This window comes from Corynebacterium sp. H128, from assembly GCF_037482625.1.
Lineage (GTDB): Bacteria > Actinomycetota > Actinomycetes > Mycobacteriales > Mycobacteriaceae > Corynebacterium.
Window position 1 is genome coordinate 1 of record NZ_JBBHKW010000018.1, and the last position, 24,764, is coordinate 24,764.

The 24,764-nt window shown below is 56.5% G+C and carries 23 protein-coding genes, 1 other RNA gene and 1 pseudogene; 22 read left to right on the plus strand and 3 right to left on the minus strand.

Features of this window, described 5'->3' with window-relative positions:
• Positions 1 to 435: pseudogene (locus tag WG915_RS11380) on the minus strand (hypothetical protein); the annotation flags it as partial.
• 352 nt (positions 436 to 787) lie between these two features.
• Between WG915_RS11380 and WG915_RS11385 the strand changes: the two are divergent.
• The 9 genes from WG915_RS11385 (at position 788) to WG915_RS11425 (ending at position 9,010) form a co-directional block, all read left to right on the plus strand.
• Positions 788 to 1,363: a hypothetical protein gene (locus WG915_RS11385; RefSeq protein WP_339565503.1), complete on the plus strand. Its 576-nt coding sequence runs from the start codon at positions 788 to 790 to the stop codon at positions 1,361 to 1,363.
• A 341-nt stretch (positions 1,364 to 1,704) separates the two neighbouring features.
• Complete coding sequence (locus WG915_RS11390; protein WP_339565523.1) at positions 1,705 to 1,851, plus strand: FeoA domain-containing protein; 147 nt, start codon at positions 1,705 to 1,707, stop codon at positions 1,849 to 1,851.
• Complete coding sequence (feoB, locus tag WG915_RS11395) at positions 1,848 to 3,782, plus strand: ferrous iron transport protein B (RefSeq protein WP_339565504.1); 1,935 nt, start codon at positions 1,848 to 1,850, stop codon at positions 3,780 to 3,782. The genes WG915_RS11390 and feoB overlap by 4 nt, the downstream gene beginning before the upstream one ends.
• A complete protein-coding gene (locus WG915_RS11400) occupies positions 3,779 to 4,045 on the plus strand; it encodes a FeoC-like transcriptional regulator (protein WP_339565505.1) in 267 nt (88 codons plus the stop codon). Before feoB ends, WG915_RS11400 begins: the two co-directional genes overlap by 4 nt.
• Before the next feature lie 190 nt (positions 4,046 to 4,235).
• The gene (locus WG915_RS11405) at positions 4,236 to 5,732 is read left to right on the plus strand and encodes a methylmalonyl-CoA carboxytransferase subunit 5S (RefSeq protein ID WP_339565506.1); all 1,497 of its coding nucleotides are present in this window, start codon (positions 4,236 to 4,238) and stop codon (positions 5,730 to 5,732) included.
• A 15-nt stretch (positions 5,733 to 5,747) separates the two neighbouring features.
• Positions 5,748 to 7,307, plus strand: coding sequence for an acyl-CoA carboxylase subunit beta (locus WG915_RS11410; protein ID WP_339565507.1), 1,560 nt, complete (start codon positions 5,748 to 5,750; stop codon positions 7,305 to 7,307).
• 12 nt (positions 7,308 to 7,319) lie between these two features.
• Entirely contained in the window at positions 7,320 to 7,580 is a 261-nt protein-coding gene (locus WG915_RS11415) for a hypothetical protein (protein ID WP_339565508.1), read from the plus strand.
• Between the two features lie 20 nt (positions 7,581 to 7,600).
• Entirely contained in the window at positions 7,601 to 7,957 is a 357-nt protein-coding gene (locus tag WG915_RS11420) for a biotin/lipoyl-containing protein (RefSeq protein WP_339565509.1), read from the plus strand.
• A 201-nt stretch (positions 7,958 to 8,158) separates the two neighbouring features.
• On the plus strand, positions 8,159 to 9,010 hold the full coding sequence (locus WG915_RS11425; RefSeq protein ID WP_339565510.1) for a S1 family peptidase: 852 nt from the start codon (positions 8,159 to 8,161) through the stop codon (positions 9,008 to 9,010).
• Positions 9,011 to 9,070: 60 nt separating this feature from the next.
• Here WG915_RS11425 and hisN read toward each other — a convergent pair whose 3' ends face one another.
• Together hisN and WG915_RS11435 are read right to left on the minus strand one after the other, a co-directional pair.
• Positions 9,071 to 9,847: a histidinol-phosphatase gene (gene hisN / locus WG915_RS11430; protein WP_339565511.1), complete on the minus strand. Its 777-nt coding sequence runs from the start codon at positions 9,845 to 9,847 to the stop codon at positions 9,071 to 9,073.
• A 9-nt stretch (positions 9,848 to 9,856) separates the two neighbouring features.
• Entirely contained in the window at positions 9,857 to 10,711 is an 855-nt protein-coding gene (locus tag WG915_RS11435) for an inositol monophosphatase family protein (RefSeq protein ID WP_339565512.1), read from the minus strand.
• A 64-nt stretch (positions 10,712 to 10,775) separates the two neighbouring features.
• Here WG915_RS11435 and WG915_RS11440 point away from each other — a divergent pair, with 64 nt between their 5' ends.
• The 13 genes from WG915_RS11440 (at position 10,776) to WG915_RS11500 (ending at position 24,446) form a co-directional block, all read left to right on the plus strand.
• Positions 10,776 to 11,321 (plus strand): hypothetical protein, encoded by a 546-nt coding sequence (locus WG915_RS11440; protein ID WP_339565513.1) that lies wholly within the window; start codon positions 10,776 to 10,778, stop codon positions 11,319 to 11,321.
• Positions 11,315 to 11,794, plus strand: a complete 480-nt coding sequence (locus tag WG915_RS11445) for a hypothetical protein (protein WP_339565514.1) — start codon at positions 11,315 to 11,317, stop codon at positions 11,792 to 11,794. The genes WG915_RS11440 and WG915_RS11445 overlap by 7 nt, the downstream gene beginning before the upstream one ends.
• Positions 11,795 to 11,805: 11 nt before the next feature.
• Positions 11,806 to 12,912: a peptide chain release factor 2 gene (gene prfB / locus WG915_RS11450; protein ID WP_339565515.1), complete on the plus strand. Its 1,107-nt coding sequence runs from the start codon at positions 11,806 to 11,808 to the stop codon at positions 12,910 to 12,912.
• 201 nt (positions 12,913 to 13,113) lie between these two features.
• Positions 13,114 to 13,803, plus strand: a complete 690-nt coding sequence (gene ftsE, locus WG915_RS11455; protein ID WP_339565516.1) for a cell division ATP-binding protein FtsE — start codon at positions 13,114 to 13,116, stop codon at positions 13,801 to 13,803.
• A gap of 4 nt (positions 13,804 to 13,807) precedes the next feature.
• Complete coding sequence (gene ftsX, locus WG915_RS11460; protein WP_339565517.1) at positions 13,808 to 14,710, plus strand: permease-like cell division protein FtsX; 903 nt, start codon at positions 13,808 to 13,810, stop codon at positions 14,708 to 14,710.
• Positions 14,711 to 14,752: 42 nt separating this feature from the next.
• Entirely contained in the window at positions 14,753 to 15,241 is a 489-nt protein-coding gene (gene smpB, locus WG915_RS11465) for an SsrA-binding protein SmpB (RefSeq protein WP_339565518.1), read from the plus strand.
• 47 nt (positions 15,242 to 15,288) lie between these two features.
• Positions 15,289 to 15,750 carry a hypothetical protein gene (locus tag WG915_RS11470; protein WP_339565519.1) on the plus strand — a complete coding sequence of 154 codons (462 nt, stop codon included), beginning with the start codon at positions 15,289 to 15,291 and terminating at the stop codon, positions 15,748 to 15,750.
• A gap of 143 nt (positions 15,751 to 15,893) precedes the next feature.
• Positions 15,894 to 16,267: a transfer-messenger RNA gene (gene ssrA, locus WG915_RS11475) on the plus strand.
• A 266-nt stretch (positions 16,268 to 16,533) separates the two neighbouring features.
• Complete coding sequence (locus WG915_RS11480; protein ID WP_339565520.1) at positions 16,534 to 20,202, plus strand: phosphoribosylformylglycinamidine synthase; 3,669 nt, start codon at positions 16,534 to 16,536, stop codon at positions 20,200 to 20,202.
• 412 nt (positions 20,203 to 20,614) lie between these two features.
• Entirely contained in the window at positions 20,615 to 21,592 is a 978-nt protein-coding gene (locus WG915_RS11485; protein ID WP_339565524.1) for a siderophore ABC transporter substrate-binding protein, read from the plus strand.
• Positions 21,593 to 21,638: 46 nt separating this feature from the next.
• The gene (locus tag WG915_RS11490) at positions 21,639 to 22,598 is read left to right on the plus strand and encodes an ABC transporter permease (protein WP_339565525.1); all 960 of its coding nucleotides are present in this window, start codon (positions 21,639 to 21,641) and stop codon (positions 22,596 to 22,598) included.
• Positions 22,591 to 23,694: an iron chelate uptake ABC transporter family permease subunit gene (locus tag WG915_RS11495; protein ID WP_339565521.1), complete on the plus strand. Its 1,104-nt coding sequence runs from the start codon at positions 22,591 to 22,593 to the stop codon at positions 23,692 to 23,694. The genes WG915_RS11490 and WG915_RS11495 overlap by 8 nt, the downstream gene beginning before the upstream one ends.
• Positions 23,691 to 24,446 (plus strand): iron ABC transporter ATP-binding protein, encoded by a 756-nt coding sequence (locus WG915_RS11500; protein WP_339565522.1) that lies wholly within the window; start codon positions 23,691 to 23,693, stop codon positions 24,444 to 24,446. The genes WG915_RS11495 and WG915_RS11500 overlap by 4 nt, the downstream gene beginning before the upstream one ends.
• Positions 24,447 to 24,764: the final 318 nt, after the last annotated feature.

The following is a 24,764-nucleotide window of genomic DNA, read 5'->3' on the forward strand; positions in this document are numbered from 1 at the left end:
CTGCTGCCGCCCGTGGAGTCCGTTACCCAGTACCGCCGCCTCAGCCCGCGGCGCGCAGCTGCCCGACGCTAGAACTCTGCGCCAAATATCGGTCTCAGAACAACGCCATCGAGCGCTCAAAACCACACAGAAAGCCGTAACTAACCACAGGATCGACGTGTCTATCCGATCTGTGTTTAGGGAACGGTGTGTGCTTTCTGCCTCGAATAGTTCATTGCCGATCGCCACCAGCGCCACATACGGTGCCACAGCCAATGCATCGCTCAGCACCGCCAGTAACTGCGCTACAACCAGCTTGCCTCGAATTGGGTGTTGGAGGCGACGGATCGCCTCTTGCCCGGCTCGCTGCCGAGCTTTGAGCTTCGCGTTGGCCTGAGAGGAGGGCTCTGATGCGGTATTAGCAGCTTCTACGACACTTGGCGCACTAACAGTCATAGCGCTAGGTTAGCATAGCCTAACCTAATAAAGTAGGGGGAGAGCGTTTTGATAGGTGGCAGGGGATTTGCGCGCTTTTGGCGCGCAGGAGCTGCATGATTGGCTCAAAGCGCACTTCTCGACGCCGCCAGTATTTGCTTCCTGTGGTAACGCCATGTGGAACCTTGGCACTTGGCAATTCTCACATTGCGAGCGGAGTAATCGGATTTAACATGGTAAGTAGTCAGACTTATTTGCGGCAGGCATTGGCGTGGATTCCTGTATGTTGGCCCTGCAATTTGTCGACTTAGGGCATCGTGATTTCGGGCATGTAAGGCGTTCGTCGTGCTGGAAATTAGCTAAGGGAGTGGAGGTGGGACGAGAAGAGATCGAGATCTTTGCTGAACCGGGCAATAGTGCTTTTGGGGATGTGTTGGACGATTTGATGTCGGCGGGCAGCGCTCCTGCGGCTGTGGGGGTTGCTCATGGCGATAGCTGCATCGTTGTCTTCGGTGATGGGCCGTTGCGGGGATATGTTGCTGTGACGAATGGTGAACATTCGGAACTGCGGGCGCGGTCGATGGCGGAGTTTGAATCCCTGGTGGATGATCCGATGAATCATGATGAAGACGGTGAGCTGGTGTTTGATTTTGACTTTATCGATGCTTTTGCTGCTGGAAAGCGTACGAAGGAAGACTTAGCGGTGGGGTCCAAGCTGCTAGAAACACTGTCAAGCAACCTTGGCGATGGGTGGGATGAGTGGGATCTTCCTTATGTCGCTCAGGCGACGTGGGCTGCAAAACTCAACTTGAATTCTGCGGAAACGGCTCGGGAGTTGGCTGGTCATATCGACGATCCGGCCACGGATTCAACTCCGGAGAGGTGGGAGGCAGAGGCGGCACTGCAATACTTGGTGGACCTGAAACGGTGGACGGAAGCTCAATCCTGAGCTGGCTGATCCCAGTAGCTTTAGGGGGCTTCTCGAGGCCTATTTTTGAACGCCTATTGCACGTCAGGGCTACAAATAAGGATAGCTTGTAAGTGTCTATAGCCAATTGAACAACTCGTCTCAAAGATGTTAAGGTAAGGCTTACCAAGATTTGGGTAGGCGGACCTAAGGGGCCTGCCTGCAGTTTCAGTTGCAAAGGCAAAAATATGTTCAAGCGTTCTGCTGACACCACCTGTGTTCGTAAAGATTGTATTTCCGCAGACCAAGCACCTATTGGTTGCTTGGCAAGCCTGCCGGATTGTTGTCTTGAACGAGCGACAGCTGACAACCCGCCCCTCGCAATGCGTTTGCGTGAATTGGGCATACGTCCAGGCGGGAGGGTAAAGCTTGGCCAACGAGTATCTGGTGGCGGACGTATCGTGACGGTGGGTACAGCTCGCTACGCTTTTGATCGAGAGACCCTTCGTCAACTGGATGTTCAGCTGTGAACGCCATTGCAAGTGCACCGAGTTGCCATTCGGCCGCTGCCACTGTTGTCGCCCCAAAGGGGTCGCCGATCGTCGCGCTAGTAGGCGCTCCCAACTCGGGAAAGTCCACTGTATTCAATGCCTTGACGGGCGCAAAGGTCAAGACCGGCAACTGGCCGGGCACCACTGTCGAGGTGAGTCGTGGCGTATGGAAAGCGGAAAATAGCCAGCCGCTCGACCTCATCGATTTTCCTGGCACCTATTCGCTTGATCCGCTGAGTCCCGACGAGGAACTAACCCGCGAGATGCTCATCGAGCGGCCTGAATCGGAACAGCCCGACTTGGCAGTGGTGTTAGTTGATGCCACCGCACCAGCGCGTGGACTCAACCTTGCGATGCAGATCTCCGAGCACCCTTATCGCGTCGTTCTTGCTGTTACCAAGTTAGATGTCGCTGAAGCTCAGGGCATCCAAGTTGATGTGGACAAATTGGGTGAAGCCACAGGCATTCCTGCTGTGGCCGTCAACGGTCGCAAATTCACGGGTTTGAAAGAACTGGAAAGCGTGGTGTTAGCGCAGCTGGGACGGCCGAAGTTGCGGATCCGAAAGATTGCTGACGTCGATAAGCGTTTTGCTGATCTCGACGCCGCGGTGAAGGCAGCCGTAGTGGAGGGGGACCCCCGGGACACCTTGACGCAGCGTATCGACCAATTTGCACTGCACCCATTCTTCGGCCCAATTCTCTTCTTGGGTGTGATGTGGGCGGTCTTTAAGATCACAACCGTGGTCGCAGCGCCGTTGCAGAGCGGCCTGGAGACTTTGATCACCGGCTGGTTTGGCGGGATGGTTGAAAACGCACTAACGGCAATGGGCTGGGATAATCCGTTGCTGGTAGGCCTGCTTATCGACGGCCTTATCGGCGGCGTCGGTATGGTCCTCACCTTCGCCCCGTTGCTCGCGCTCATGTTCTTGTGCTTGGCAGTGCTGGAGGATTCCGGATACATGGCTCGTGCGGCGGTTGTCACCGATCGGGTCATGCGCTCAATCGGTTTGCCAGGTAAGGCGTTCATCCCGATCGTCGTTGGTTTTGGTTGTAACGTGCCGGCGATTTCCGCAACACGTGTATTGGGCAGCCCGCGGCATCGCATCCTGACTGCACTCCTCATTCCGTTTACCTCCTGTTCAGCGCGGTTGATCGTGTTCCTCATGCTGGCTACGGTCTTTTTCCCAGAGCACGCTGGCACCGCGGTCTTCAGCATGTACTTGCTCTCCATCGGGTTGATCGTTCTCACCGGCTTGGCGCTGCGGGCTACGCTGTGGCGGGCGATGCCAAGCGAGCCGCTTGTCATTGATCTGCCCACGTATCAGCTTCCTACTGTTCGTATGGCTAGCTCGGTGACTTGGCTCCGGCTCAAGGGCTTCTTGCAGACCGCTGGCGGCATTATCGTCACCACAGTGATCATCGTTTGGCTCATGATGGCTATCCCCGTGCGGGGTGGACACACACTGGGCGAGGACGTACCACCGCAGGATTCCGCATATGGAGTCGTTTCCGAAGTAGTCGCTCCAGTGTTCCAGCCTGCTGGCTTCGGCTCGTGGAGCCTTACGGGTCCGCTGATCACTGGGTTCGTTGCCAAAGAAGCTGTCATTTCCACTTGGTCGCAGGTCTACTCGGTTGAAGATGTCACCGATGCTGCTCCAGCGGAGCAAGCAGAGAGCGAGTTGTCGCAGCAGATCCGAGCCGACTTTGAACAGTCTTCCGGTGGGCATTCCCTGGCTGCTGTGTGGGCTTTCATGATCTTTATGTTGGCGTATACGCCGTGTGTGGCCACCATCGCTGCGCAGCGTAGAGAAATTGGTACCAAGTGGACGTTGTTCGGTTTTGCAGTGCAGTTGTTCGGCTCGTGGGCGCTGGCGGTGTTGGCATTCCAAATTCTCAAGGTGTTCTTGTGACCCCGACTGAGTTGGTGCGAAACGCAATTCTGGCCGGTTGTGCTTCCCGAGAGGAAATCTCTCGGCGAAGCGGACTCGGCGCCGGAACTGTGGAGCTGGTCATGGAGAACCTAGAGCGTAGTGGGGGATTAGTGCGAGAAACCCTCTCTTCCTGTTCTGCTTCGGGGTGTGGTTCTTGTGGTCAATCCACGGGCTGCAGTGGTGCTGCTGGAGTGCGTGGGCCGGTGCTGCTCAAACTCGTAAAACCACAGGATCGGGCATAAAGCTACATCCAATTGGGGAATTTCACACAATTCCAGTCAATTATGGTAAATGTCACTGTGACTCCCACCATGAGGGTAAGTCACAAAGTGGCAGCTCACCTTGGTAACAACTCTCAACAAAGCCCTTCTGACCTGTGCAGGAGTGGTCGGACCTCTGCGCACCACTTTGAGTTGGCCTACCCTAGAACTCATGAGTCCAAAAACAATTGGTGTCACCGAAGTTGCCCTACGCGATGCCCACCAGAGCCTCATGGCTACTCGAATGGCCATGGAAGACATGGTTGGAATCTGCGAAGAAGTTGATCAGGCAGGCTTTTGGTCTGTCGAGTGCTGGGGCGGAGCGACCTTCGACTCCTGCATCCGCTTCTTGAACGAAGACCCGTGGGAGCGCTTGCGCACCTTCCGGAAGTTGATGCCCAATTCACGCCTGCAGATGCTCCTGCGTGGCCAGAACCTGCTCGGCTACCGTCACTACGAGGACATGGTCGTAGATAAATTCGTGGAGAAGTCCGCCGAAAACGGCATGGATGTCTTCCGCGTCTTCGACGCCCTCAATGACCCGCGCAATCTTGAACGTGCCATGAACGCAGTGACAAAGGTAGGCAAGCACGCACAGGGAACCATTTGCTACACGGTTTCTCCTTTACACACTGTGGAGGGGTACATCGAGCAGGCTGGTCGCCTATTGGACATGGGCGCGCAGTCCATCGCCCTGAAAGATATGGCCGCGCTACTCAAGCCACAGCCTGCCTACGACATCGTCAAGGGCATCAAGGATACGTATGGCGAAGATACTCAGATCAACGTCCACTGCCACTCCACCACTGGTGTCACGCTGGTGACCCTGATGAAAGCCATTGAGGCGGGGGCTGACGTCGTCGATACTGCAATTTCATCGATGTCCCTGGGGCCTGGCCACAATCCGACCGAATCCTTCGTAGAAATGCTCGAGGGCACCGAGTATGACACGGGCCTAGACATGGATCGCCTGATCAAGATTCGTGACCACTTCAAGGGCATTCGCCCTAAGTACAAGGAGTTCGAGTCTAAGACTTTGGTGGATACGAACATCTTCCTCTCTCAGATCCCGGGCGGAATGCTCTCCAACATGGAGTCTCAGCTGCGTGCCCAGGGAGCAGGCGATCGTATCGACGAAGTGATGCGCGAGGTTCCGGTCGTCCGCAAGGATGCTGGCTACCCACCGCTGGTAACTCCGTCCTCGCAAATTGTGGGTACTCAGGCCGTGTTTAACGTCCTCATGGGTCGCTACAAGGTCATGACTGCAGAGTTCGCTGACCTGATGCTCGGCTACTACGGCGAGTGCATCGGCGAGCGCAACCCTGAGCTCATCAAGCATGCTCAGGAGCAGACCAAGAAGGAGGCAATCACCGTCCGGCCAGCAGATCTGCTGGCTCCGGAATGGGACAAGCTTTCCGCTGAGGCGGCTGCGCTCGAGGGCTTTGATGGCACCGACGAGGATGTCTTGACTAACGCGCTGTTCCCAGGGGTCGCGCCAGGATTCTTCAAGTCGCGCCCAGACGGGCCAAAGAATGTTGGCAAGACGGCTGAGCAGATCGAAAAGGAAAAGGCACAGGCCTCGGGCGAAGCAAATGCCGTCCGTGAGCCGATCCAGTACAAGGTCACCGTGGGTGGCCGCAGCCAGACCGTCAAGGTCGAGCCAGCGTAAGAAGGAAAAACCTAAATGACTATTCAAGAACCTTCCATGCAGGAGCGCCTCGACAAACTCGAAGAGGCCCGGAAAATTGTCGCCCTCGGTGGCGGCGAATCCAAACTAGAAAAGCAACATGAGCGGGGCAAGCTGACTGCCCGCGAGCGCATCAACTTGCTCATTGATGATGACACTTTCCGGGAAACCGGAATGTTTGCCAAGCACCGCACCACCGAATTCGGCATGGACAAGGCCGAGGCCCCGGCTGATGGCGTCGTCACTGGCGTAGGCGCCGTGTTCGGACGGCCTGTCCACGTCGCCTCCCAGGACTTCACGGTGATGGGCGGCTCGGCTGGTGAAACTCAGTCCAACAAAGTCGCTGCCATGATGGAAGCCTCCGCGACAACGGGTACTCCGTTCGTATTCATCAATGATTCCGGCGGAGCGCGCGTCCAGGAGGGTATTGATTCTCTCTCTGGCTACGGCAAGGTGTTTTACCAGAACGTCCTACTCTCCGGCCTTGTGCCTCAGGTGTCTATTATTGCTGGCCCTTGTGCAGGCGGTGCTGCTTATTCGCCAGCTTTGACGGACTTCATCATTCAGACCCGCAACGCCAACATGTTCATCACCGGCCCTGGCGTTATCAAATCCGTTACCGGTGAGGTAGTTACTGCCGAGCAGCTGGGCGGCCCTGATGCCCACATGGCTAAGGCCGGAAATATTGACTTCATTGCTGACAATGATGAGCAGGCAATTCTGATTGCGCAGAAGCTGCTCAGCTTCCTGCCACAGAACAACACTGAAGAGCCACCAGTGGTCGATCCCGACCTGCTCGTTGAACCAGATGAGACCTTGCGTGGCATCGTCCCAGTGGAAGGCAAGAAAGGCTATGACGTACGCGAGGTGATCACACGCATTGTTGACCGTGGTGATTTCCTTGAGTCGCAAGCTGGTTTCGCGCCGAACATTGTTGTTGGTTTCGGTCGCGTTGTCGGACGCACCGTGGGTATCGTCGCCAATCAGCCGAACGTCATGTCGGGTGTATTGGACATCGATTCCTCCGACAAGGCCTCGAAGTTCATTCGCTTCTGCAACGCCTTCAACATTCCGCTCGTCACGTTTGTCGACGTCCCTGGGTTCATGCCAGGTGTGGCCCAAGAACATGGCGGAATCATTCGCCACGGCGCGAAGATGCTGTACGCATACTCTTCTGCCACCGTTCCAAAGATCACCGTGGTCATGCGTAAGTCCTATGGTGGCGCGCACTTGGCGATGTGCTCGAAGGATCTTGGGGCCGATCGAGTTTTCGCATGGCCGACTGCTGAGATCGCAGTGATGGGCGCCGATGGAGCCGTCAATGTAGTCTTCCGCAAGGAAATTGAGGCTGCTGAGGACTCAGATGCAAAGCGCGAAGAACTGATACAGCTCTACAAAGATACGTTCTCCACACCGTTTATGGCTGCCTCTCGCGGCCTCGTGGATGACATCATTGACCCAGCTGACACTCGTTCTGAGATCGCGATGGCGCTGGAAGTGCTCGCAAACAAGCGAGTCTTCCGACCCGCCAAGAAGCACGGCCTTGGGCCAACATAGGGGATGAATCCAATGAGCGAACTTTCAAACAAAGAGCTGCAGGAGCTTGTAGAAAAACTCACTGCGCGCCTCGATTCCATGGAATCAGAACTTGCAGAGCTCAAGCTGCGTTCCGATGTGGAGATCCCAGAAGATGTCCTGATGGCCATCAGTGCTGCGGTGTCTGCCTACCTGGGTAACCGAGGTCGGGTTAAGGCAGTCAAGTTCTCCCGACACCGGACGTGGGCTGCGCAGGGCCGTCAGGCTGTCCAGACTCGTAAACCGCACTTCTGATAGGTGTTTAAAGGAAAATCATGAAACTCAAAGTGACCGTAAACGGTATCGCCTACAGTGTCGATGTCGAGGTAGAGGAAGAACAGCGTCAGCTGGGCTCGATTGTGTTTGGTAGCGCCGCAAAGAATCTTGAGCCATCAAATGCAAAGGTGTCGGGCACCTCGCTCAATGCCGTTGTTGCTCCGTTGGCTGGTTCGGTCTTCAAGGTTCTTGTCGAGGAAGGCGAGGCCATTGAAGCTGGCCAAGTACTGCTCGTGCTCGAGGCCATGAAGATGGAAACTGAGATTACTGCTCCGAACGCGGGTACTGTGACCCAAATTCACGTCTCCCCGGGCGACCCCGTGCAGGGTGGTCAAGCATTGGTGGAGATCGAGTAAGCGTTTAAAGTAGGCTGCCGAGGAACTTCAGGGATCCTCGGCGGCCTTTGCACGTTCGGGGGTGAGAAGCCGCGGTGTCGACAGTGGCATGCCACTATGGCGTGGTAATGAAAAAGCCCCGAAACCACATGTGTCACTTCTTTAACATTTTCTGTATTGTGAACCGTGCACCTGTTGTCGATTGAAAGCACAGTGAGTCTTATGCACTTCTCCCGTCGTGTCCGCACATTTCTAGGTAGTTCAGCGGCGGCGCTGACGTTAGTGCTCGGAGCGCAACCGGCGGCGGCCGTAGAACCTGCGCCAGCCACCTTCGAGGGGCTTGTCGATGGCCCTAACTATCATTGGCGCAACGACCCCGAAGCTCAAATTATGGCTCAACACCTCGGCCCGGTATTACACCGCGTACCAGGCAGCTGGTTCAACGCCCCGGACATTCCAGGTGAATCCCGCGACGTTCAAGCAACAGGTAAGGCACTATTTGGTCCGTCCACTCCCATTTTTGTTGGCTCAAACAAGATGTGCACCTTAGCTGTTGCGGGCTATGACCAACACGGAAATAAGGTCGGTATCACCGCAGGACACTGTGGAAATCCAGGGGACGAAGTATTCTCCGCCGATGCGCCACAAGTAGGCGCGGCCGGCAACATCGTGCAGGTTTCTCCAGAGCTGGACTATGCCCTCGTCCAGTTCAACGACAGAGCAGAGCTGACTCGCTCCTACTCTGGCGTCACCATCAACGCCGTCGGCGGCCAGGCGGCGCTCGGCCAGCAGCTGTGCAAGAAGGGCGTTGCTACCGGATACACCTGCGGTATCGCGTGGGATGCCTACAACGCGCAGGTGTGCGCCATGCAGGGCGACTCCGGAGCCCCAATGTTTATGGGGGATCGCCTCATCGGAGTTATCTCGGGTGGTAACCCCGTAGTTCCTGCGGGCACCTGTTCAACGCCATGGCAAGGGCCGCTGCACATGCCAACTGTTTCGTCTTCGATCGATGCCATCCTGGCAGACCTGGATGCCCAAGGCGGGGTAGGCGCTGGATTCCAGCTCGCTTAGCGCAGTAGCTGATGGCCGCCAACCTGGTAGACAGGGCTGGCGGCCATTTTCGCGCGTTAATCAGGAAAGGCGCCGGAGTACTTCATCGTGTAGGCGTCCGTTTGTTGCGACAGCATCTCCACCGTGTGGGCCTTCGGCTCCCGAGAGTGAAGTAAAGCGGCCACCCGCCTCGGTGACGAGTACTGCCAGCGGAGCTAGATCCCACAGGCTCACCTCTGGTTCGGCGGCAATGTCCACTGCACCTTCTGCAACGAGGCAATAGGAGAAGAAATCGCCGAATCCGCGGAGGCGCCAGGTGTCATCACTTAAGGAAACAAATTGTTCGCGCAGTTCTCGATCGCGCCACCCCGCTAGGGAAGAGAAGGAGACCGAGGCATCAGCCAGCGAATTCACACCAGATACGGATAGCTTCTTCGGCGAGCCGCCGTTGAAGGTTTTCCAAGCGCCAGAACCTTCTGAAGCCCACCACCGCCGGCACAATGCGGGGGCGGAGACGACGCCGACGACTGGACGGCCGTCGACAAGCAGCGCGATGAGTGTGGCGTAGACGGGAACACCACGGACGAAGTTCTTAGTGCCGTCGATTGGATCGATAACCCACTGTCGCCCTGCGAAGGTTGCGTCGCCGCCGAATTCCTCACCGATAATGCTGTCTGCGGGACGGTCTGCCGCCAGCCGCTCGCGCAGTGCCTCTTCGACTGCGAGATCGGCGTCGGACACCGGGGTGAGATCTGGCTTGGAATCGACTCGTAGATCGGAGGCCTCGAAGCGGTCGAGGGTGATGCGATCGGCGATGTCAGCCAGCTCGATGGCAAGAGCGAGATCTTCTACATACATGTTTCCAGCTTAGAACAGTGCGAGTGCTTCGCTCACGGATTCTGGATTTCCAGCTAGGCACCAGGTGACGCCCCCGCCTTCGACTTTCAGCGCTTTCCCACCAGCGCCCTCGACTAAAGCCCGTCCGGGGAGCCAATCCCAAGACTTCACGGAGTGCTGCATCCAAAGATGCAGGGTGCCATCTGAAACGCCGCCAAGATCTACTGAGCCGGCGCCAAGCATGCGCAGGCTCGCAGCGCGCTGGGCAACGTTGAGCCATGCGTCGCGTACCGCATCCTGTTGCAGGTAGTTGGGGTGTAGATAGGTGCCCAAAGCGGCTTGATGCAGCGGGCGGTCGGCGAGCTTATCGACGTCTTTGCCGTCCCTGCTTGTCGGAATTTCCGGGCCTCCAAACCAGGTGTATCCCATCGCAGGGCGGTGAACTGCACCGAAATGCAGCTTCTCGGGGTCTTCTGGATCGCCAGCGACCAGGGCGAGTGCCGAGCACCAGTAGTCAGAGCCCGAGACGAAATTAAACGTGCCGTCAACGGGATCAATTACCCAGGTGCGGCCGGACTTTGTCTCGCGGGCGGCTCCTTCTTCGCCAAGAATGCCGTCTTCGGGGCGCAACGCCTCCAATGCACCGGCTACGAATCGTTCCGCGGCCTTGTCCGCCTCAGTGACGACATCAGAGAAGTTGGTTTTTTGCTCGGAGGACACACCAGTTTCGCGCATCCGCCAAGCAAGGCGGCCGGCATTGAAGACTAATGCTTGCGCGAGGTGTTCGTCAGTGTCTTGATCGTGCGCGATGACGAAAGTCTTGGTCAGGGCATCGATCATGTCGTTGAGGTTTTGAGGTGTGGAAGGCGTAGGGGGAACAGTCATGGCTCCTATTCTGCCTGTTCTTGGTGCACAATGGGGAAAACTGGGCGTTTGAAAAGGTGATGTTATGGATTTGGATCAAGCGTGGTCAGCTTTGCAGTTCGTGGGCTACGTCGGTTGGCCATCGGCACTCGTGGTGTCCGTCGCTATCGTGCTGCTGCGATGGCTCGATGCCAAGGCCGCTCCGAGCCCGAAGCCGCTAGGTTCTTTTGTTTTGATCTTCCTCGGTTTAATACTGGGCGTGATTAGCGTCCTCATCGGATTGCTGCCGAATGTATTCGGATTCCGCGGCGACGTGTCATCTTTGTTATCGCCGCTATTGAGCATGGTGTTCTTTGTGTTCCTTGCCCGTAATGCTAAGCACCGCTATTCCGGTGTTGCACTGGCCTTTTGGTTCACTTTCTGCGGTTTCATTTGCGCAGAATCGATATGGTTAATCCATTGGGATGAGACCGGTCAATCCGGGGTAGGGATCGTGATGTTCATCTGCGGGGCAACAGGTGTTGTATTGCTGCTCGGAGCACGTGCAGTGCTCGAGGCAAGTGCTGCCAAACGTGCAGTGAGTTTGCCTGGCAATTGTGGTGGAAAGAAGACAGGAGGTGCCGGATGTTAGGACTTGGGCTTTTGGTGTCCTTGGTGATCGCCGGATTGGTGGCAGTTCTGCAGGCCCTGGAAGAGCCACGTCCCAGTGCATGGCGGAACATTCTCCTTGTCCTGGCAAGCCTGGCGCTGGGAGCTGTTGCAGCTGGACTAGCGATTGCCTTCGCTGAAATTGGCCAATGGGGAAACTGGGAATACAACATGCCGTGGATCCTCGGGCTGTCAGCTTTCGCTATTGGAGGTTGCTTGTTGAAGCCCCGCCACTCCGAACTGGTGATTTTGTGGTGGTCCGAGGCCATGAGCTTCCTTAGTGTTTACGGTATTTGGGAAGAGGGGCCCGGGGATGAGGGGATGGGAGCACTGTTGACGGTAATCATGTCAGCGGGCTGTCTGGCGGCAGTGGTGGTGCTCATACTTTCCGTGTTGATGTTAAACCTCTCTGAGCGGCGGTTGGCCCGTTCTCGACGTTCGGATCGCCTGCAGTAAAGTGGTGGACTATGCGCCCGGAGATTGCTACAGAACTTGCCAGCTTGGATTCCACCCTCACCAGTATTGAAAAGGTCATGGATCCGGCAGAGATGGTCGATCGCGTGCGCGAGCTCGAGCAGAAAGCATCTGATCCTTCACTGTGGGATGACCCCGACAATGCGCAGCAGGTGACTTCCGAGCTTTCGGCCGTGCAGGCATCACTGCGCAAGGTGCAGTCTTTGCGGCAGCGTCTGGAAGATGTTCCCGTCATGTACGAGCTCACGGAAGCCGAAGGGGAGAGCATTGAGCTTGTCGACGACGAGATCGCCGCACTCCGCGCTGAAATCGATTCCCTGGAAGTAAAGACAATGCTCTCGGGCGAATATGATTCCCGTGAGGCCGTGATCAGTATTCGTTCCGGTGCTGGTGGCGTTGATGCGGCGGACTGGGCGGAGATGCTCATGCGGATGTACGTCCGGTGGGCGGAGAAGAACGATCACAAGGTAGATGTCTATGACATCTCTTACGCGGAAGAAGCTGGCATCAAGTCTGCGACATTCGTGGTGCATGGTGAGTACATGTACGGCACGCTGTCCGTTGAGCAGGGCGCACACCGACTGGTGCGAATCTCGCCCTTTGATAACCAGGGGCGCCGCCAAACCTCCTTTGCTGAGGTAGAAGTCCTCCCGGTAGTGGAGCAAACCGACTCTATTGACATCCCGGATTCTGAAGTGCGTGTGGACGTTTACCGCTCCTCCGGCCCTGGCGGGCAGTCAGTTAACACCACAGATTCCGCGGTGCGACTCACCCACATTCCGACGGGCATTGTAGTTACCTGCCAGAACGAGAAATCTCAGATTCAGAACAAGGCCTCCGCCATGCGTGTGCTGCAAGCCAAGCTGCTGGAGCGTAAGCGCCAGGAGGAGCGGGCTGAAATGGATGCGCTTGGCGCAGGCGGCAACGCTTCCTGGGGTAACCAGATGCGTTCTTACGTGCTGCATCCGTACCAAATGGTCAAGGACCTGCGGATGAACTTTGAAGTCAATGACCCATCGAAGGTGCTTGATGGTGACATTGACGGCTTCCTGGAGGCGGGAATCCGCTGGCGGATGGCGCAGCAATCTGAAACGGAATAGCTCCGGGCTGGGGTTTGCGTCGAATTTCCCACTTCCACTGGAAATTTGAGAGCAGTTTTCGACCTTCCGGGATGAGAAATTCGGCAATGCCAGCCATACTGGGGTGCCTGCGCGCCGGGGAGCGTAAGAATGGCCGTCGAAAAGCTGCGAAAACCCTCACAGAAGTTTCCAACGGGACTAAAGTCAACTACTGTTACTGTCGTGATTAAATTCGACCGTGTGACAAAGTCCTACAAGACCTCGACTCGGCCGGCGCTGGATAATGTCTCGCTGGAAATTGAGAAGGGGGAATTCGTCTTCCTGATCGGACCTTCCGGGTCAGGAAAGTCGACCTTTTTGCAGCTGATGCTGAAGGAGGAAGCCCCGACCTCAGGCGACGTTTATGTTTCGGACTTCCACGTCAATAAGCTGCGCGGCGGACAAATCAATAAGCTACGCCAGCACATCGGTTACGTATTCCAAGATTTCCGTTTGCTGCAGAAAAAGAACGTTTATGACAACGTGGCGTTTGCCCTCGAGGTAATCGGGCGTCCGAAACGGACCATCGAGAAATCTGTGATGGAAACCCTCGAAATGGTGGGGCTGGATGCTAAAGCCAACCGCATGCCAAGCGAGTTGTCGGGAGGCGAGCAACAACGCGTTGCTATCGCCCGCGCCTTTGTCAATCGCCCGCTAGTGTTGCTTGCTGATGAGCCGACCGGCAACCTCGACCCTGATACCTCCCAGGACATCATGGTGTTACTCAACCGGATCAACAAGTTGGGAACCACTGTGATTATGTCTACACACAACGCACAAGCAGTGAACAACATGCGCCGTCGTGTGATCGAACTGCACATGGGCAAATTAGTTCGCGATGAAGCCCACGGTGTCTACGGAGAGGGACGTTAAGAACATGCGACTTGGACTAGTATTCCGCGAGGCCATGCAAGGCCTCGGCCGCAACTTCACGATGACCATCGCGCTGGTCATCACCACCGCGATCTCCCTTGCGCTGCTGGCCACCGGCTTCTTGGTTACGGGCATGACAGAGCGCACCAAGGAAATCTACCTGGACCGCGTGGAAGTCATCGTTCAGCTGGACGAGAAAACCTCCGCAGGTGACAAAGACTGCTCCAGCAAAGAGTGCAAAGAGATTAAAGACAAGCTCGAAGCCGACGATGAAGTCGAATCAGTCACCTTCCGCAATAGGGAACAGTCCTACGAGCGGTTTGTGAAGCTCTTTGAGGAGACCGATCCAGTACTTGTCCAGGAGACCTCCGCGGATGCTCTGCCTGCAGCACTACATGTGCGACTCAAGGATCCACTGGAGAATCAAGCAATCGACGCGGTACGAGAGCTGCCACAGGTGGATGGAGTCCTTGACCAAGTAGATGATCTGCGTGGAGCCACAGAGAACCTCAACGCAATCCGTAACGCCACCTTCTTGCTGGCGGCCATTCAAGCTATCGCGGCCATCTTCTTGATTGCCAACATGGTGCAAATCGCGGCATACAGTCGTCGGGAAGAGATTCAGATCATGCGCATGGTGGGTGCATCCCGCTGGTTCACCCAGGCTCCATTCGTGTTGGAGGCGGTATTTGCCACCTTCCTAGGCGCTTGCGCCTCTGTTGTTGGCCTATTGTTGGGCAAGGAATTCGTCCTCGACCGCGCTCTGAGGGGCTTGTACGAGGCGCAGCTGATCGCCCCAGTGACAACCTCTGACATTTGGGTTGTGATTCCAGTAGTTGCAGTGATCGGTTTGCTCTTCGCGGCAATCACCGCGTGGGCTACGCTGCGAATGTACGTCCGCAAATAAATTGTCCAAGAGCCTACCGCTGACGGTAGGCTCTTATTCGTTATGGCGAAAAAGAAGAAGGCGAAAACTAACCCGGTCATCGCGACGAACCGCAAGGCCCGGCACGACTATGCGATCCTCGAGACCTTTGAAGCTGGTATTCAGCTCGTTGGCACCGAGGTGAAGTCGCTGCGCGAGGGCAAAGCATCGCTTGTCGACGCCTTCGCCACCATCGACAACGGAGAAGTATGGCTGCGGGCCCTGTACATTCCGGAGTACTCGATGGGGTCCTGGACCAATCACTCGCCGCGTAGAAACCGAAAATTGTTGCTGCACCGGCGGGAAATTGATTCCCTCATGGGCAAGGTGCGCGATGGAAATAAGACCCTGGTGCCGCTTTCCTTATATTTCAAAGACGGCAAATTGAAGGTCGAACTCGGCCTCGCTCAAGGCAAGCAAGACTATGACAAGCGTCAGTCCATTAAACGGCGCACTGAAGAGCGTGAGGTAACCCGCGAGCTCGGGCGCCGTATCAAGGGGATCAACGTGTAGTCGCTTTTAAGCGCCTGCAGTGTCAAGCGTGCGCTAAGGTCGGCTGCATGACCCGCTCTTATTTCCTCTGGGCCAACGGCCTTGCCATCTTCCTCGTTCCCTTCGTCGTGGTTGTGGGGCGAGTTGCCGGGGGCGTGGTTGGCTGGATGTTCATCCTGTTTCTCCTAGCTGGCGCATTTGTTACAGCCGTGTTTTATGTGGTGCTATTGCTGTTTTCCGCCCTCATACCGGAGGAACAGCGGGAAAGTCGTTGGCTCGGTCCTTCTTGGTGGTCGGGTGCCATCACCGCCACCGTGGGGATGTCGATTCTTCCTGATTTTGGTGATGCCCCCGACTCTGCCGTAGCGCACCGGCTGTTCGATGCGCTTCCGAAAGAGCAAGCTATTGATCTTTCACAAAAGCTAGGTATTGGCTTCATTTCCCTCGGATTGTGTTGCTACCTGGTTTGGGTTGTCATCGTGTTGAGCACTGCCTTGGATGCGCGCAAGCGTGGCGAGTTGGTGGTGTGACGGCCGAGCCACGTGCGGGTGGTGCAACCTCTGAGTTCTTAGCGTTGCTGTCGCTTGTTTTGGGGCTAGACATACAGCCAATGAAAGCGCTATAGTGAATCATCCTCCCGGAGAATGCATAACCCGCCGGTGAGGGCGCACGCGGGGCTGATTTTGGTTTCGACTGCGTATATTGAGCCAGGGGAAGCGTGCCGGTGCAGGCTAGAGACCACCGTAAGCGTCGTAGCAAAATGATAAGCGCCGAGAATACTCAGCGCGACTACGCTCTCGCTGCCTAAGCGACTAGCGTGTCTGTCGGCCCAGGGCTGTCCCTGACCTGGTAGCCGGCACCGATTAAGGGACTTGCTCGTCCGCTGCGTTGGCAGGGCGGATGGGGACTTTTACTGCTAACTGGGCTCATCATCCGGACGTGTTCGACCGAGCCGGAGAGCCGAGTAGAGATGTTGCGCGAACTGCGCACGGAGAAGCCCTGGCGAGGTGACGTAGGACCCGAGTTCAATTCTCGGCAGCTCCACGATGACCCCCTTTGACCGCAACGGTTGAAGGGGGTTTTCATTTTAAGCGCCCTCGGGAGTACCTGTTAGGCCGGCACAAGTGCGTCGATTGCCGGGCGGCTGTCAATATCCCCAGGTCTCCTAGTGCGCAACGACAGGACAGGATTTCTGAAGCGAGTGGCTGCTTGGAACGGAACTCTTACACTCTAGAATTGGTGTCGGGCACCGGCGAGCAATACGCTGGTGGAGACTACTGTCCAAGTGGAGCTAAGGAAAAACTGGAGGCACGATGGTTCAGCGTGTGTACGTGGAAAATCGCGAGGGTGGGCATGCTGCGGCCCTCTCGAAGGAGTACGGCGTCAAAGTGCGCATGCTCAATCGTTATGATGTCGAAGGTACGACGAACGAGGAGTTTGAAAAGGCCGTCAAGCTCGTACTTTCCGAACCTCAAGTAGACAACGCCTATGCAACGCTCGAGGAGGCCGGGGTTACCGGCCAGATCTTGGCAGTTGAGCCACTTCCAGGCCAGTTTGACCAGCGTGCTGATTCCGCGGCGCAGTGCATCCAGTTCCTCTTTGAAAAGCAGCGCCCGCAGGTCCGTACCGCGGTGCTTTACGTGGTGGAGGGGACGATCCCCGAAAAAATGCGCACTGACCTCATCAATCCAGTCGAAGCGCGAGAAGCGAATCTGGAGCTGCCGGAGACGCTTTCGATGACCGTCGACAAGCCTGCGGACGTCGAGAAGCTCACCGGGTTCACCGCGCTTTCCGACGACGCCCTGCCTGCCTTCGTTGCTGACCACGGCCTCGCAATGGACGCTGACGATGCGACTCTCATCCGCAACTATTTCGCTTCCGAGGATCGCGATCCGACCATCACTGAACTCAAAGTCATCGACACCTACTGGTCGGATCACTGCCGTCACACCACGTTCGAGACGGTATTGGACAACATCACGTTCAACGAGCCGGCTGCTGAAGCCGCCTACCAGGACTACTTGGCCGCACGTGAGTCCATCGGTCGCACTAAGCCAGTCACTCTGATGGACATGGGCACGATCGCAGCAAAGGTGCTGCGTGCCACGGGTAAGCTCGACGCTTTGGATGTCTCCGAAGAAATCAACGCCTGCACCGTCCACGTCAACATCACCGTCGACGGCAAAGAAGAGCCGTGGCTGTTGCTGTTCAAGAACGAGACTCATAACCACCCGACCGAGATCGAGCCTTTTGGTGGCGCAGCAACGTGTATCGGTGGCGCGATTCGAGATCCGCTTTCTGGCCGCGGCTATGTCTACGGCGCGATGCGCATTTCTGGCTCTGGCGATCCGCTTGAAACTTCTACCCGCGCTGGCAAGCTGCCACAGAAAACTATCGCGCGGGTGGCTGCTTCAGGTAACTCCTCTTACGGCAATCAAATCGGCTTGGCAACGGGGCTTGTCGACGAGCTCTACCATCCAGGTTATGTAGCCAAGCACCTGGAAATGGGCGCCGTGGTCGCCGGTGTACCTGCAGCCAACGTGCGTCGCGAGGTACCCGTCGCTGGTGACATTGTTGTGCTGGTCGGCGGAGCCACCGGGCGCGATGGCATCGGTGGAGCGACTGGATCATCAAAATCACACACCGTTGAATCTTTGGCCACCGCAGGCGCAGAAGTACAAAAGGGTAATGCCCCAGAAGAGCGCAAGTTGCAGCGCCTTTACCGTAATCCGGAATTCACCAAGCTGATCAAACGATGCAACGACTTCGGTGCTGGCGGTGTAGCGGTTGCTGTTGGCGAACTCGCTGATTCCCTCGAGATCAACCTCGACGCTGTGCCGAAGAAGTACGAGGGGCTCGATGGCACTGAGCTGGCGCTGTCCGAGTCACAGGAGCGCATGGCCATCGTGGTTGAGGCTAAGGACGCAGAAAAGCTCATCGAGCTGGCCAACGAGGAAAACCTCACCGCAGTCATCGTCGCTGAGGTCACCGATTCTGGCCGCATGCGCATGAACTGGCGTGGCAACACCATCGTTGACCTTTCCCGTGACTTCCTCAACACCAACGGTGCCGATAAGCATGTAAGCGCTGAGATTGCGCCTGCTGCCGATTGGCGTGCGGCTGGCCGCGAATGGGCTACCAAGAATGACTTCGCAGAGTCCTTCCTTGACATGGCATCTGATCTGAATATCGCCTCCAAGCAAGGGCTTTCTGAGCGATTCGACTCCACCGTTGGTGCGGGTACAGTACTCATGCCTTTCGGTGGCAGCCGTCAGGCAACTCCGATCCAGGCGATGGCCAACACCTTGCCAGCGTTGGGGGAGACTACTAACTGCTCCGTCATGTCTTGGGGCTACAACCCTTATCTGACCGAGGCCAGCCCATATCACGGCGCTTACCTCGCAGTTGTTGAGTCCGTCTCCAAGCTGATCGCGACGGGCGCTTCTATCGACGAGACCTACCTTTCCTTCCAGGAATACTTCGAGCGCATGGATTCTTCCGCAGCCTGGGGTAAGCCCGCCGCCGCGCTGCTCGGCACCATCAAGGCCCAGCTCGGTCTAGGTGTGGCCGCAATCGGCGGCAAGGATTCCATGTCCGGTACCTTCGAGGAACTACACGTTCCGCCGACGGTCATCTCCATTGCCGTCAGCCATGACGACGCCCGCAACGTTGTGCCGAACCACTTCAAGGATGCAGGCCACACCGTAACGCTGCTGTCGCCTGAGCTTGCTTCAGTAGCGGACGTAGCTTTGGCAGGCTTGCCGACGCCCGAGTCCCTCCTGGCTAACTACCGCACGGTTAACGATCTCCTCCGCTCCGGCAAGGTCCTTTCCGCTTACACACCAGGCTTCGGCGGTCCCGCCGAGTCTGTGCTCAAGATGGGGCTAGGCGAGGCTATCGGCTTCTCCTTCACGGAGGATGCGCCACTCTACGACTATGCCTACGGCGCCTTCGTCCTTGAATGGGCAGACGGCGTTGAGCCGACTGCAGGCGAGGTTCTCGGTAAGACCACGACCGGTGGATTCACTTTCCGCGGTACCACCGTCTCTTTCGAAGACGCTGAGGCTGCTTACTTAGGGACACTCGAGCCGGTTTATCCGACCGCTGTGGAGCAAACTGGTACCACCGAACTAGCGGGCGCCAGTGCCGTCGACAAGCCTGCCTCTACCGCAACCTTCGGGGGAGCTAAGCCAACGGCTCTGATCCCCGTATTCCCAGGTACCAACTGTGAATACGACTCCGCGCGGGCACTACGTCGTGCGGGCATCGACTCAGAGATCCTCGTCGTGCGCAACCGTACCCCGGAGGATATTGCCGAGTCTGTTGAGCGTATGGCTGCGGCGCTGGATCGCTCCCAGATGCTGTTCCTACCAGGCGGTTTCTCTGGTGGTGATGAGCCGGACGGTTCTGCCAAGTTCATGACCTCCTTCCTGCGCAACCCAGCGCTCACTGCGGGCGTGCAGGGGCTTCTCGACGACCGTGGTGGCCTCATCCTCGGCATCTGCAACGGCTTCCAGGCCCTGATTAAGCTGGGGCTCGTACCTTTTGGTGCTATCGCCGAACCGGGTGCCGAGACTCCGACCCTGACCTTCAATACCATCGGCCGCCACCAGTCGCGCATTTCTCGCGTACGCGTGGTCAACAACGACTCTCCGTGGTTGTCAAAGGTCAATGTGGGCGATGTCTTCAACGTGCCAATTTCGCACGGCGAGGGGCGCATCACTGCCGGGGAGTCCGAGTGGAAGCGTCTCAAGGCTGCTGCCATTACGCAGTATGTCGATGCTGCCGGGGAACCGTTAATGGACATCTCGGTCAACCCGAACGGCGCGCTGTTTGCGCTCGAGGGCATCATGTCCGAGGACGGTCGAGTTTTGGGCAAGATGGGTCATGCTGAGCGCATCTCCGCTTCGACGTATAAGAACGTGCCGGGCGAGTATGGCATGAAGTTGTTCGAGTCTGCAGCGGAGTTCTTCCGCAAGTAGTATTTGCGCAGCTGATCGCAAAGTAGAGGGTGTTTCGGGCAAGATCCGAAGCACCCTCTACTTCGTTTTAGGCATGTCCTTGGGGCTGAAGCGTTTCGGGAGGTGCACTTTTCAGCTGGGCTGGTGGGAGCGATCTGGTGGCAACCCGCTGGACGCTGCAAGTGGCTAGCCTGGGGGTGATTTTGATTGGCTGTGACTGTAAGTGGCCGGGTGGAATTGAGGCGAAATTGGGAAAGAAACCGCACCTTGCGGCACCTTTTGTACCCTGGAGATAGAAACATTGTGGAAAAGTCCACAACCGGGTTTCCTGCCCATGACGAGGCAATGCTAACCTAATTGCAGCTTAGGCTAAGCTAATTACCGTTTCCCAGGGGCGACTAGCTTTCGCTCCGTGATCTCGTTGAAGGAAGTAATGTTGTCTTCCCGTTTTCGTGTAGCAGCCGTCGTTTCCGCTGCAGCAATGGCACTGACCGCCTGTGGGTCCGCCACCTCCTCCGACCAAGACCAAGCGTCTGCTAAGACCGTCGCCATTACGGATAACTACGGCACGCAGGAAGTGCCTTCGCCACCAAAATCAGTAGTTTCCGTGGTCAATCGCTCCTTTGAAACGCTGCAGGATTGGGGCGTAGAGCTCAAAGCAGTGTCAAAGGGAATCGTTCCAACGACTCTTTCGTACCGTACCGACGATAGGGCGCTCGACCTCGGCTCTCACCGCGAACCGAACCTGGAGAACCTCGTCGCTGCGCAGCCTGACGTCATCCTGGGAGGTCAGCGCTTCAACGACCATGAAGAAGAGATGAAGAAGCTTGCCCCAGACGCCAAGTACCTCAACTTTAACGTCCGCCCTGACAAACCAATCGATGAAGAGCTGAAGCGCGAAACTACCGAGTTGGGCAAGATCTTTGCCAAGGAAACTGAAGCGAAGAAGCTGAACGATGACCTCGATGCCTCGGTCAAGGCGGTCAAGGATTCCTACAAGCCAGGAGACAAGGTCATGGCGGTGAACGTTTCCGGTGGCAACTTCGGCTACATCGCACCAAGCAAGGGGCGCACTGTTGGCCCGATGTTTGACCTATTCGGATGGACTCCAGCTCTTGAGATCGAAAACAGCTCCGGAAATCACAAGGGAGATGAAGTTTCTGTAGAAGCAATTGCGCAGTCAAACCCAGACTGGATCGTCGTACTTGACCGCGATGCCGGCACGTCAGAGTCACAGCGCCCCGACTTCAAGCCAGCAGAAACAGTACTGAAGGAGAATCAGGTGCTGCAAAACGTGGACGCGGTGAAGAACGGCAAGGTCATCTTCTTGCCAGCCGACACCTACACCAATGACGGCATTCAAACCCACATCGAGATCTTCAACTCCCTCGCCAAGGCGTTCAAGGGATAAGACGCTATTTTAAGGAAAGGACAGTCCTGTGACAGCAACCAGAGAGATGACCACTCGTGGGCGGCTGCTGGAGTGGCCATTGCTGCTCGGCATCCTCGGCGTGCTGCTATTGCTGTTTCTTTCCTTATTGGTGGGGGCCTATGACATCTTTGGGGGAGAAAACGGTGGTGAGATCTTTGCGATCACCCGAATCCCACGTACCCTGGCGTTGATTCTGGCGGGCGCCGCAATGGCGATGAGCGGGTTGGTCATGCAGCTGCTCACGCAGAATCGTTTCGTGGAGCCCACCACTACCGGAACCACCGAATGGGCCGGTCTTGGACTCGTCTTTTCTATGGTATTTCTTCCCGAATCGAGCCTGCTGGGTCGAATGACCTGCGCTATCGTCTTCGCGTTCGTTGGAACTATGGTGTTCTTCGCCTTCCTGCGACGGGTCACTTTGCGATCTTCCCTGATCGTTCCCATCGTGGGCATCATGCTGGGGGCGGTAGTCAGTTCAGTTTCCACCTTCATTGCGCTGGAATTAGATCTGCTGCAGAGCTTGGGCACCTGGTTTGCGGGGTCATTCACTGCCGTGCTGCGGGGACAATATGAAGTGCTCTGGATAGTCGCGGTCGTCGTTGCGTTGGTGTTTTACTTCGCGGATCGGCTCACGGTTGCGGGACTTGGCGAGGATATCGCCAAGAATGTGGGTCTTGACTACGACCGCATGATTTTGATCGGTACAGCTTTGGTATCGGTGGCAACTGGAGTGGTCACCGTTGTCGTCGGCAATCTGCCATTTGTTGGACTCATCGTGCCGAACGTGGTGTCGATGTTCCGCGGCGATGACCTCCGCTCCAACTTGCCGTGGGTGTGTGTACTCGGAATTGGCATCGTAACGGTCTGTGACCTCGTAGGGCGCACCGTCATCGCGCCTTTTGAAGTCCCGGTTTCCCTCGTCCTCGGCGTGCTCGGAGCCGTCGTCTTTATTACTTTGATTATTAGGCAGCAGCGTCATGGCTAACCTTCCGCTACTTTTCAAAACTCGTCGTACCCCGCCGATTGCCGTCGCCGTCGAAAAGCCGGTGTCGGAATCTAGTTACCTGGGGTTCTCCACGGACCGCACCTCCGGCAGCTTTGCGACGTCCAAACTGCGCAAGCGTTATTGGACCATCCTCGTCGGCATGATCGTGCTGTGCGCGCTCTTCGCCTTTGGACTGTTGGCCTGGAAGAACCCGATGCCGGTCGGTTCACCCGGGTTTTGGCTGATCGCAGAGCGTCGCGCCGTCGCCATCGTGGTGATGGCCATTGTGGCGGTGGCGCAGGCTATTGCCACTGTGACGTTTCAGACGGTGACGAATAACCGCATCGTTACCCCGTCGATCATGGGGTTTGAAGCGTTGTACATGGTCATTCAAACCGGCGTTGTCTTCTTCTTCGGAGTTGCCGGCCTCGTTGCATTCTCGGGTACTAGCCAGTTCATTCTGCAGGTCCTATTGATGATGGCACTGAGTATGGCACTCTACGGTTGGCTGCTTACTGGGCGCTACGCCAACATTCAAGTGATGCTCCTCGTGGGCATCATCATCGGTGGTGGCCTGGGATCCCTGTCAGCGTTCATGCGCCGCTTACTGAGTCCGAGTGAGTTTGATGTACTAACAGCGCGTATGTTCGGCTCGGTGAACAATGCGAAGACCGAATATCTGCCACTTGCCATCGGCCTGGTAGCGATTGCTACGGTGGCTATTTGTGTGCGGGCGAAGACACTCAACGTGGTGGCGCTGGGGCCTGAGCTGGCCCAGAATCTGGGTATCCACCATAGGCACGCCAGCATCTATTTTCTGTGCATGGTGTCGATCTTGATTTCGGTATCTACTGCATTGGTCGGGCCGATGACCTTCCTCGGGTTTCTCGTGGCCACTTTGGCTTATCAGCTAGCAGAAACCTATGACCACCGTGCGGTGTTGCCGATGTCCATCGCGGCCGGGTTCCTTGTACTAACGTCCGCGTACTTCATCATGAACCACATCTTCTACGCCCAGGGCGTGGTCTCGATCATTATCGAGCTCGTCGGTGGTTCCGTTTTCCTCTTTGTCTTGCTTCGAAAGGGTCGACTGTGATTGAGCTGGTAGATGTCCGCAAACAATATTCGGACTCGGTAACCATTGGTCCAGTGTCCCTTAAGATCCCCGCCGGGGGAGTGACGGCGCTGGTGGGACCAAACGGCGCAGGCAAATCTACGCTGCTCACCATGATCGGGCGGCTGCTCGACATTGACGACGGTGCCATCGAGATTGGCTCTTACGATGTGGCCGCTACAAAATCTAAGGATTTGGCCAAAATCGTCTCCATCTTGCGGCAGGAAAACCACTTCATTACGCGCCTCACAGTTCGGCAGCTGGTTGGTTTTGGCCGCTTTCCACATTCCAATGGACGCCTGACGCGCGAGGATGAACAAATCATTTCGCGTTATATCGACTTTCTCGGACTCACCGAGTTAGAAGGGCGCTACCTCGACCAGCTCTCCGGTGGGCAGCGTCAGCGTGCCTACGTGGCGATGGTCTTGGCACAGGAAACGCAGTACGTGCTTCTCGACGAACCACTGAACAACCTCGACATGGCGCATTCGGTACAGATGATGCGCCACCTGCGAAACGCCGCGCAGCAGTTTGGCAAGACCGTGGTGGTAGTCCTGCACGACATTAACTTCGCTGCAAAATACGCCGATTACATTTGCTGCACGAAAGATGGCCACGTGGTGGAATTCGGTACCCCGACGGACATCATGCAAGATGACCTGTTGTCCAGCATCTTCGAAACACCGGTGACAGTTATCGATGGTCCGGATGGTCCACTCGCGTGTTATCACTAAAAATCACAGTTGACCTGGCGATTTGTTAAACAATTTCAACGTGCGTATATTAATCCAGGTCAGCGCGACAGTGTAACCAAAAAGTTACCTGCTCAGCAGCTAGACGGACTGGATTTTGACTTCCATGTCAAGATCAACTACAGTCAACCGAGTCGCTCAACGAGGGTTAACCTGCTGTTAACCGGAGTCGAGTGTGCGTGTGTTGTTTGAGAACTCAATAGTGTGCCAAGTACTTATTTTGATACTTTTTGTATCTTTTGATTTTTTGGTTGTGTGTTGGTGCCGGCAGGCCCGGAGGGGTCTGTGTAAGCATTTAAT

What these genes read in the sequence shown, in the direction of transcription:
- WG915_RS11390 (WP_339565523.1), top strand. Translation starts at nt 1,705, where the DNA reads ATGCGTTTGCGTGAATTGGGCATACGTCCAGGCGGGAGGGTAAAGCTT.
- WG915_RS11405 (WP_339565506.1), top strand. Translation starts at nt 4,236, where the DNA reads ATGAGTCCAAAAACAATTGGTGTCACCGAAGTTGCCCTACGCGATGCC.
- WG915_RS11410 (WP_339565507.1), top strand. Translation starts at nt 5,748, where the DNA reads ATGACTATTCAAGAACCTTCCATGCAGGAGCGCCTCGACAAACTCGAA.
- WG915_RS11415 (WP_339565508.1), top strand. Translation starts at nt 7,320, where the DNA reads ATGAGCGAACTTTCAAACAAAGAGCTGCAGGAGCTTGTAGAAAAACTC.
- WG915_RS11420 (WP_339565509.1), top strand. Translation starts at nt 7,601, where the DNA reads ATGAAACTCAAAGTGACCGTAAACGGTATCGCCTACAGTGTCGATGTC.
- WG915_RS11425 (WP_339565510.1), top strand. Translation starts at nt 8,159, where the DNA reads ATGCACTTCTCCCGTCGTGTCCGCACATTTCTAGGTAGTTCAGCGGCG.
- hisN (WP_339565511.1), bottom strand. Translation starts at nt 9,847, where the DNA reads ATGTATGTAGAAGATCTCGCTCTTGCCATCGAGCTGGCTGACATCGCC.
- WG915_RS11435 (WP_339565512.1), bottom strand. Translation starts at nt 10,711, where the DNA reads ATGACTGTTCCCCCTACGCCTTCCACACCTCAAAACCTCAACGACATG.
- WG915_RS11440 (WP_339565513.1), top strand. Translation starts at nt 10,776, where the DNA reads ATGGATTTGGATCAAGCGTGGTCAGCTTTGCAGTTCGTGGGCTACGTC.
- WG915_RS11445 (WP_339565514.1), top strand. Translation starts at nt 11,315, where the DNA reads ATGTTAGGACTTGGGCTTTTGGTGTCCTTGGTGATCGCCGGATTGGTG.
- prfB (WP_339565515.1), top strand. Translation starts at nt 11,806, where the DNA reads ATGCGCCCGGAGATTGCTACAGAACTTGCCAGCTTGGATTCCACCCTC.
- ftsX (WP_339565517.1), top strand. Translation starts at nt 13,808, where the DNA reads ATGCGACTTGGACTAGTATTCCGCGAGGCCATGCAAGGCCTCGGCCGC.
- smpB (WP_339565518.1), top strand. Translation starts at nt 14,753, where the DNA reads ATGGCGAAAAAGAAGAAGGCGAAAACTAACCCGGTCATCGCGACGAAC.
- WG915_RS11470 (WP_339565519.1), top strand. Translation starts at nt 15,289, where the DNA reads ATGACCCGCTCTTATTTCCTCTGGGCCAACGGCCTTGCCATCTTCCTC.
- WG915_RS11480 (WP_339565520.1), top strand. Translation starts at nt 16,534, where the DNA reads ATGGTTCAGCGTGTGTACGTGGAAAATCGCGAGGGTGGGCATGCTGCG.
- WG915_RS11485 (WP_339565524.1), top strand. Translation starts at nt 20,615, where the DNA reads ATGTTGTCTTCCCGTTTTCGTGTAGCAGCCGTCGTTTCCGCTGCAGCA.
- WG915_RS11490 (WP_339565525.1), top strand. Translation starts at nt 21,639, where the DNA reads ATGACCACTCGTGGGCGGCTGCTGGAGTGGCCATTGCTGCTCGGCATC.
- WG915_RS11495 (WP_339565521.1), top strand. Translation starts at nt 22,591, where the DNA reads ATGGCTAACCTTCCGCTACTTTTCAAAACTCGTCGTACCCCGCCGATT.